The organism is Salibacterium qingdaonense (assembly GCF_900114715.1).
Taxonomy (GTDB): Bacteria; Bacillota; Bacilli; order Bacillales; family Marinococcaceae; genus Salibacterium; species Salibacterium qingdaonense.
This window is the reverse complement of sequence record NZ_FOTY01000057.1, coordinates 1-5,668: the sequence shown is the minus strand read 5'-3', so window position 1 is coordinate 5,668 and position 5,668 is coordinate 1. Positions and strand designations below refer to the sequence as shown.

The window sequence follows — 5,668 nt, the reverse complement described above, 5'->3', positions numbered from 1 at the left end:
TATTTGGCCTAAGAAATTGTCGATAGATGATGACTGTGCTACAGTAGACATATGGCAGAACCCCTCTGTGTACGTGTTTGTCAGCGCATCCATCGTACCGCAGATTTGGGAGTTCTGTCTTTTTATGAACATGTATGGAATTTTTTTCTATGGATTATGCAACTTCAGAGTCTTTTAATTATTTTAAACAAAAAATTCTAGTTATGGTTATTTAGGGGAATCATTACTGTCGCTCGGAGAGTATTCCCTCTGGCCGGTGTATTAAACACTTTAAAAAGAATAGAGGATATATAGAAGGTTTAGCGGGATTTTAGACGAATGGTATCTATAGAAGGTAAATGGAGAAGATTGTAAGTAAAAAGGAGGGGAGACCGTAATGAATAACAACGACTCGGACCGTCGTCTGGAAGAACGTCTGGATAAGCTGGAAAAAGAAATGGAAGAAATAAAATCTATGCTGAAAGACAGAGAGACGGAACCGGAAGAGAAGAAGGGGACAAAACAACCGTTTTTTTCTCAACCGGAAAGGCGTGATTCCTATTCGTCCGAAGAAACGAAAAAGGGTGAGGAAAAACGAAGCCTGCAAGGAGAGACTGGGAAGCGTGGATCGGCCAGGTGTGGCTGCCGCGTGTCTTCATCGTTGTTCTGTTGATCGGCGTGGTGTGGGCCTTCCAGTCCGCTGTTGAGAACGAATGGATTACGGAACCGATCCGTGTTCTTATCGGGTTTGTAGCTTCTGTGGTACTCGCCGTTACCGGAGTGTACCAGACGAAGAGTGAGCGGAGAGGGCTGGGGGTCAGCCTGATCGGCGGCGGAGCAGGTGTATGGATATTTTCCACTTTTGCAGGTACCGTTCTGTACGAGCTGATTCAGACACCGATCGCTTTTGTTCTGTACATCCTCGGTATTTTTGCGGGGGTATACCTCTCCCATATCTACAAATCCCAGTCTCTTGCTGTCTTTCTGACTATAGCCGGCTTCTTTGTACCATTTCTCGTGGGAGGAGAAGAGGGCAATTTCTTCATATTTTTTTTCTATGAAATGCTGCTCGTGGTGGCTCTAGGCGTCTATGCGTGGAAACGGGAATATATAGTTTTACTGTATGCGACAACGCTGCTTCCTTCCGTTACGTTTTTCGTTTATGTAATAGCCTCTGCGCTGACAGACACACCAGGGAACAACACCGGTCTTGTCGACCAGTATGATATATTCGCCTACACCGTCGTAGCTATACACATAGCCCTCTCTATCCTTCTGTTCTATTCGGAGGTCCTGTCCAGGGCAAAGGGGACGCTCCTTTTCTCTTACGTTTACAGCTGCAGTGATCTGGCTGTTTGTAACTCCTCTTTCTCCTGCTTCTATATATGAATACAGGTGGGTGACTCTGATTGTTTCCGTACTCGATGCTTTTCTCGTTGCAGGCGCTCTTCTTTACGGAGGAATCGCTTACCGGATCCGACACAGCGGGGGCATGCTGTTTCATTTATATACACTGTTCGCAGTGGTGCTTGGAACGTTCGAGATCTTCCGTGTTTTCAGTTACGAAGGATATGCGATTCTGTACCTCGCGGAGGCAATCGCTTTTTACCGTCTCGGCTTCGGCATCAACAGCCGGGTGCAAACCGTTCTCGCCTCCATCTTTTTCATTATCGGTGCTTCCTTAACACTCAGTAATTTAGAGTATATTGAATCCGCAGTGGACGTACCGGTATTTGAAGGGGTAACCGCCGCTATTGTATCAGGCCTCGTTTATCTGCTTTTCCGTTCCTATACGGGTAATAAAGTGATGACGGATATCGTCCGACGTACGTGCGTTTACGTATTTGCTGTAGCGGGCATCGGTTTCGCACTTCTTACCCTGACGCAGGTAGCCTTCCGGATTGGAGAGGAGAACTTTTATGACTACCGGGATATAGCGGTATCAATAAGCTGGATCCTATTCGCAGTGGCTGCACTGACAACGGGGATCCTTAAAGATAAGAGACCGCTCCGTATTTTCGCGATAGTATGGATTTTCATTACGCTTGGAAAAGCTTTCCTTGTTGATATTTCCTATATTGATGCTATCGTACGTGGTCTGTTGTTTATAGGTCTTGGCGTTGTGGGAGTGCTGGTGTCAAGGTTTTTCTATCGGGCGAATAAATAAAAAGACATTGTATCTTATAAGAGACTTAAGCTATAAGAATCTTTGTCGCTGTTTAACACTTTTTTGCTTTGGAGAGTATTGGTTTGAATCAACCATAGGAAGGAAAAATACAGGGTGTAAGATCATGTCCAAAAATCAGAGAAGTTTTGGCCAAGAGCATATATTTTTATTTTTCTAATATAAGGAGGAGTTTCATGAATGGTTTAGGTGGCTTAAATAAAACCCCAAATGGCGTTGTTGTGGGCTTAGTTCAACTTGATCTCCCCACGATCCATTCGAAAGAAGATCTTCAACAACAAACACAAAAAGTTTGTGACATGATGGAAAAAGCAAAACAATTTATTGCCCCCATTGATCTTGTTGTTTTTCCAGAATATATGCTTCACGGACTCTCTATGGATACGAGCAAAGAATTAATGTGTAGCGTTGACGGCCCTGAAGTTCAGCAACTACAGGAAAGTTGTCGTCGAACCAATCAATGGGCCTGTTTTTCCATTATGGAAGTGAATCCAGATGGAAATCCATACAACACCGGTCTTATTATTGATAATCATGGTGTCATTCAATTACACTATCGCAAGCTGCACCCCTGGGTACCTGCAGAGCCTTGGGAACCAGGAGACACCGGTCTGCCTGTTTGCGAGGGCCCCAATGGCAGTGTGTTAGGTCTCGCCATTTGCCATGATGGAATGTTTCCAGAGGTAAGTCGAGAATTGGCCTATAAAGGCGCTAATGTTATTTTACGAACAGCCGGTTACACTCCTCCAATTCAACAATCCTGGGAAATTACGAATCGAGCTAACGCCTTTACTAACTTGGCTTTTACTGCCTCGGTGGCTATGTGCGGGACGGACGGGGTAAATGATTCAATGGGAGACGCAATGATCGTCGATTTCGAAGGCACCGTCACCACGCAGGGGGGAAATCGGGCAGATGAGATTATCACCGGAGAGATTCGTCCTGATTTAGCCCAAGAAGCTCGTGTCCACTGGGGCGTGGAAAACAATATCTATCAATTAGGCCATCGTGGGTACGTGGCCGTGGAGCAAGGAGTAACCGATGCCCCTTATACGTACATGAACGATTTAAAAAACGGTACGTATCGATTGCCATGGGAAAACGACGTGCAGCATACGGATGGCAGTCGTTATAGTTTTCCTTCTCCACGAAGCTATTAGCCATTGCTTTATCGCCAGGCCCAACGAGAAGCAACGTCGCTGAGGACCAAGCAGTTCTTAGCATGAGCCTCAGCATTCTTTAAATTTTCACCCACGCGAAAAATATTTGGTTCTTGAAAAATTGTTCGGGCAAAGCTTTTATGGATTAATTATGTGTAGCCTTGCCCACTCTCCGGGTATAAAAGAAAAGAATGATTAATACATTAAGGAGGAAAAGCGAATGGTACAAGTACGACAGTTTGATCCAAAGGTACAAAAACTGATTGATGGGCTCAATGTTGATTTGGCGAACGAATACGCCTCCGCCATCATGTACACGAATTACGCGGCGGTAGTTTCGGGGATTCATACCCCAATGCTGCGGAGTTTTTTCGAAGCCGAGATTGGGGATGAACAAGGGCACGCTCAATATCTAGCCGCCAAGATTCGAACGCTCGGCGGAACACCGGTAACAGAACCCGCAGCCGTTCAACAAACTTTTAACGTTCAAGAGATGTTGGAAGCCGCTCGAGACGCCGAAGCAGCGGCCATTGATCGGTATATGGAACGTCGACAACAGGCGGAAGAATTAGGAATGATCGAACTCCAAAATCAATTGGACGATCTGATTGATGATGAAACCGGCCATAAAGAACAAATCGAACGAATGCTTGAAGATTTCCGGAGCTCTTAATTTTTTTCGTAAGAAAAACGAAAGATAGTAATCGAGCCCCGTTTCGAACTTCTCATAGTAAATGCAGGAAAATAACATTGTTGGTCTTCTATAGCTTTCTATAGCAAACGACAATATCATCAACGTATTCTCATATGTACCCTTGTAAAATTAAAGGTGAAAAAGAACGTCAAGTCTGTGCCGACTTGGCGTTTTTTCATCATCATATCCATTACTTCTAACAATCCCCCTGCCAGATTTAGTTTCACGGTTAAAAGGCCAAAAAGTAGACAGGATTTAACTTTCACGACGGGCGATGCTACGTTCCATAGTGATGATATCACCCGCTTTTCTTGAACGTGCCTTCCAAGCTTAACGTTGATATTCTTCCTATTCTTCGTTTCATTGTAATCTTTATATATGCGCAACCTACATCGCTGCGCTCTCCATCCAGGTAGCACCACCCCCTATTTATGATGTCTAATTAACTCAAGAACTTCTTGTCGTGCTGCTAGCTCCTGAGCAAAATGGCCTCGAACGGCAGAAGTGACGGTTACAGCGCCCGGTTTTTTAACGCCTCTCATAGCCATACACAGGTGTTCCGCTTCTAAAATCACCATGACCCCGTGTGGTTGGAGTACCGACATGATATTGTTAGCGATGGTGTAGGTCATTCGTTCTTGGAGCTGGGGCTTCTGAGCGACCGCTTCAACAGTTCTTGCAAGTTTGCTAAGCCCCGTAACCTCTCCCTATTTCGGAATGTAAGCCACGTGCGCTTGGCCAAAGAATGGAACAAGATGGTGTTCACATACGGAAAAAAAAGAGATGTCTTTCACGAGCACTAGTTCTTCGTGATCGTCAGTAAAGCTTGTTTCCAAATAGGTATGAGAGGGTTTATTTAAACCCGAAAAGATTTCCTTATAAAAACGAGCGACCCGGTCCGGAGTTTCCAACAGGCCTTCCCGCCGGGGGTCCTCCCCTATCCCTTCAAGTAGTAATGGGACGCCTTGTTTAATTTTTTCGTGATCAAAGCTGTTCATACAACCACTTTCCTTTCGTACCCCTTTATACAATCCTTCAGGTATCATTGTAAAATAATATACGTTTAGTGGTAACACAAAACCATAATAATGCTTGGAACGAAGTTTTTCATACTAATGCTTAACGAACCTTCGGGAGGTTTATGTAAAAGAGAACATATCGGTTAAGCACAATTTTCTACTTTTCCTCCAGGATATTTTCCGCAACAGTCACTATTAGAGTCTGGCGGTTGAAGATACTTAACTAACGTTCTATTAGGCAAGTAGCTTTATGCAAATATACATACAAATAGGCTAGCTTCTTTTCAAGAAGCCAGCCTGGATTGCATTGTTCTATTTTAAGAGCTCGTCTGGGTTTCGATCACCCTGAACCATTAACAATACTTTGCCCTCATCGAGCTCGTCTTCCAGATCTTCTGCTTCCTGACTGTTGAAACCAAGTTCTTGCAGTTTATAGCGCAACTCGTCTCCTTTTTTGGAGAAACGATTTGCCGAATCAACATTAAGCTCATCATCGGTGGGTTCGTTAGCATGCACACTACCCGCAATTCGATCCGTTGTAATTGTCAACTGAAATTTCAGCCATATGTTCATCCAATTTTCAGCCAAAGATGAATCGCTTCACCTTTACATACAATAGGAAAAACAATAG

6 protein-coding genes and 1 pseudogene are annotated in these 5,668 nt (G+C 44.3%); 5 read left to right on the top strand and 2 right to left on the bottom strand.

The window, feature by feature from the left end; translation table 11 throughout:
- The first annotated feature begins 376 nt into the window (after nucleotides 1–376).
- The 5 genes from BM058_RS17790 to BM058_RS17770 all read left to right on the top strand — a co-directional run bounded on the left by BM058_RS17790 (nucleotide 377) and on the right by BM058_RS17770 (nucleotide 3,997).
- Nucleotides 377–652 carry a hypothetical protein gene (locus BM058_RS17790; RefSeq protein ID WP_090929110.1) on the top strand — a complete coding sequence of 92 codons (276 nt, stop codon included), beginning with the start codon at nucleotides 377–379 and terminating at the stop codon, nucleotides 650–652.
- Entirely contained in the window at nucleotides 616–1,368 is a 753-nt protein-coding gene (locus BM058_RS17785; RefSeq protein ID WP_177195627.1) for a DUF2339 domain-containing protein, read from the top strand. The genes BM058_RS17790 and BM058_RS17785 overlap by 37 nt, the downstream gene beginning before the upstream one ends.
- A gap of 10 nt (nucleotides 1,369–1,378) precedes the next feature.
- Complete coding sequence (locus BM058_RS17780) at nucleotides 1,379–2,146, top strand: DUF2339 domain-containing protein (protein WP_090929103.1); 768 nt, start codon at nucleotides 1,379–1,381, stop codon at nucleotides 2,144–2,146.
- A 194-nt stretch (nucleotides 2,147–2,340) separates the two neighbouring features.
- Nucleotides 2,341–3,324: a formamidase gene (locus tag BM058_RS17775; protein ID WP_090929100.1), complete on the top strand. Its 984-nt coding sequence runs from the start codon at nucleotides 2,341–2,343 to the stop codon at nucleotides 3,322–3,324.
- Nucleotides 3,325–3,544: 220 nt separating this feature from the next.
- Entirely contained in the window at nucleotides 3,545–3,997 is a 453-nt protein-coding gene (locus BM058_RS17770; protein ID WP_090929097.1) for a ferritin-like domain-containing protein, read from the top strand.
- A 446-nt stretch (nucleotides 3,998–4,443) separates the two neighbouring features.
- Here the strand turns inward: BM058_RS17770 and folE are convergent.
- Both folE and BM058_RS17755 read right to left on the bottom strand, forming a co-directional pair.
- Nucleotides 4,444–5,016: pseudogene (gene folE / locus BM058_RS17760) on the bottom strand (GTP cyclohydrolase I FolE).
- Between the two features lie 333 nt (nucleotides 5,017–5,349).
- Nucleotides 5,350–5,625, bottom strand: coding sequence for a general stress protein (locus BM058_RS17755; RefSeq protein ID WP_245737096.1), 276 nt, complete (start codon nucleotides 5,623–5,625; stop codon nucleotides 5,350–5,352).
- Nucleotides 5,626–5,668 lie beyond the last annotated feature (43 nt).